Below are 2,013 nucleotides of genomic sequence, written 5' to 3' on the forward strand. Positions count from 1 at the left end.
CGCAGGATCGAGGCGCGCAGCGCGTCGGTGAGGGTGTCGGCGAACCGCTCGCGCAGGATCCCGTGCCGGGTGAGCAGGGCGTACGGCGCCGGCGTGGCCGCCGTGCGCAGCTGGGCCGCGATGTCGTGGTGGCAGCAGGGAGCGGCCAGCACCAGGCCGGCGCCCCACTCGACCGCCCGGGCCAGGGCGTCGTCGGTGGCGGTGTCGCAGGCATGCAGCGCGAGCACCACGTCGGGCGGTCGGGGCAGGGTGGCCTCGCCGATCGTGCCGACCACGAAGTCGGCGTCGATCCCCAGGGTCGCGGCGACGCTGGTGTTGTGGTCGGCCGACTGCTGCTTGACGTCGACGCCGGTGACACGCACCGGCAGCGACCGCTCGTGCGACAAGAACCGCTGCGCCGCGAAGGTGAGGTAGGCGTTGCCGCAGCCGAGGTCGACGATCCGCAGCGGGTCGGCGTCGGTGGGCTCGCGCAGGTGTCCCTTCGCGAGCGCCTCGGTGATCGAGGAGTCGAGCAGCCGGAGGAACTCCTCCACCTGCCTGTACTTCGCTTGCCGCGTCGGCTTGATCCGGCCCTGGGCGTCGGAGATCCCGAGCGCGACCAGGACCGGGTCGTCCTCGGCGAGCAGTCGCTGCTTGTCGCGGTCGTGCCCCCGCTCGACAACCTGGGGCTCGGTCCGGTCCCGGGTGTGCACGATCGCCTCGAGCCTCTTGGTGACCCGCACCTGGTGGGTCTGGGTCGTCGTGTCGACGTGCCAGTTGCCGAAGGGCTCCTTGAGCAGGCCGTCCACGCAGGTCTCGGCCTCACTGCCGAGGGCGACGTTGCCGGTGTGGGCCTGCGTCTCGTCGTACGACGTGATCTGCAGGTGGCGTCCGGACTTGAGGTCGACGTAGCGGAGCTCGACCCGGCGGATGTCGCGTCCCTGCACGTGCGCCGGAGGCCGGCCCTTCTGGCGCCCGGACGCCACGGCCCTGACCAGGCCCTCGGAGTCGAGCAGGGCGTGCCGGAGCCCGGCCAGCGCCTGGGGCAGGGGTTCGGCGCCCATCAGAACAGCGCGGCGACGATGACGATCAGGATGAGTGCTCCCAACGCGACCGGAATGACGAGACGGCGGTAGCGGGGGTTCACCCACTCATCCTACTGGCGTCACCAGTGCTCCATGGACGCACGGAAGACCCCGGCCAGGTCCTCGCCGGTGACGGCTCGCGGGGCGGTCGCGAGCAGGCGTTGCTGCTTGAGCGCGCCCTCGACCAGGTCGTCGACGTCGCTGTCGAGATAGCCGATCTCGGCGAGCCCGTTGGGGATGGCGATGTCGCGCATCAAGGAGCGCAGCACCGCCGGCAACGCGTCGGGGCCGGTGCCGACACCCGGGCCACCGAGCAGCGACGCCGCCCGCAGGTGGCGCTCGGGGGCCGCCTCGAAGGTGAGCGCGAACGCCGCGGGCGCGGTCAGGGACACGGCCATGCCGTGCGGCACGATCGGCTCCTCCTGGGGGTAGCCCTCGGGTCGGTAGCCGCGGACGCGGCCGGCGATCGGGTAGGCGTTGGCGTGCGGGATGTGCACGCCGGCGTTGCCGAAGCCGAGACCGGCGAAGGTGGCCGCCAGCGCCATCTGCTCGCGCGCCTGGGCGTCGTCCCCGTCACGGACGGCGGTGCGGAACGCCTCCGCCAGCAGCGAGAGCGACTTCTCGGCCCACATGTCCGCGATCGGGTTGGCGCCACAGTAGGGCACCCGCTGCTCCGGACTCTTGGCATCGAAGTCGGCGAACCAGCGGGCGGTGTAGCTCTCCAGCGCATGGCACACGATGTCCATGCCGCAGCTCGCGGTGACCATTGACGGCTGGCTCGTCGTCAGGTCGGGGTCGACGACGGCCAGCGTCGGACGCAGCCGGGCGTGGCTGATGCCGGTCTTGACCTTCAGGGCGAGCACGTCGAGGACGCAGATGGTGGTCGACTCCGAGCCGGTCCCGGTCGTGGTCGGCACCGCGACGAGCGGCAGCAGCGGGTTGGCCGGAG

2 protein-coding genes are annotated in these 2,013 nt (G+C 72.1%); both read right to left on the reverse strand.

Annotation, left to right across the window (positions count from 1 at the left end; all coding sequences use genetic code 11):
* A partial coding sequence (locus RMO85_RS12545; RefSeq protein ID WP_310529060.1) for an SAM-dependent methyltransferase occupies positions 1 to 1,043 on the reverse strand: 1,043 nt, incomplete at its 3' end.
* A 101-nt stretch (positions 1,044 to 1,144) separates the two neighbouring features.
* Positions 1,145 to 2,013 (reverse strand): hydroxyacid-oxoacid transhydrogenase (locus RMO85_RS12550; protein WP_310529061.1); only part of this gene is annotated, 869 nt, incomplete at its 5' end.

It is taken from the genome of Nocardioides sp. (genome assembly GCF_031422975.1).
In the GTDB taxonomy this organism is placed as follows: Bacteria; Actinomycetota; Actinomycetes; order Propionibacteriales; family Nocardioidaceae; genus Nocardioides.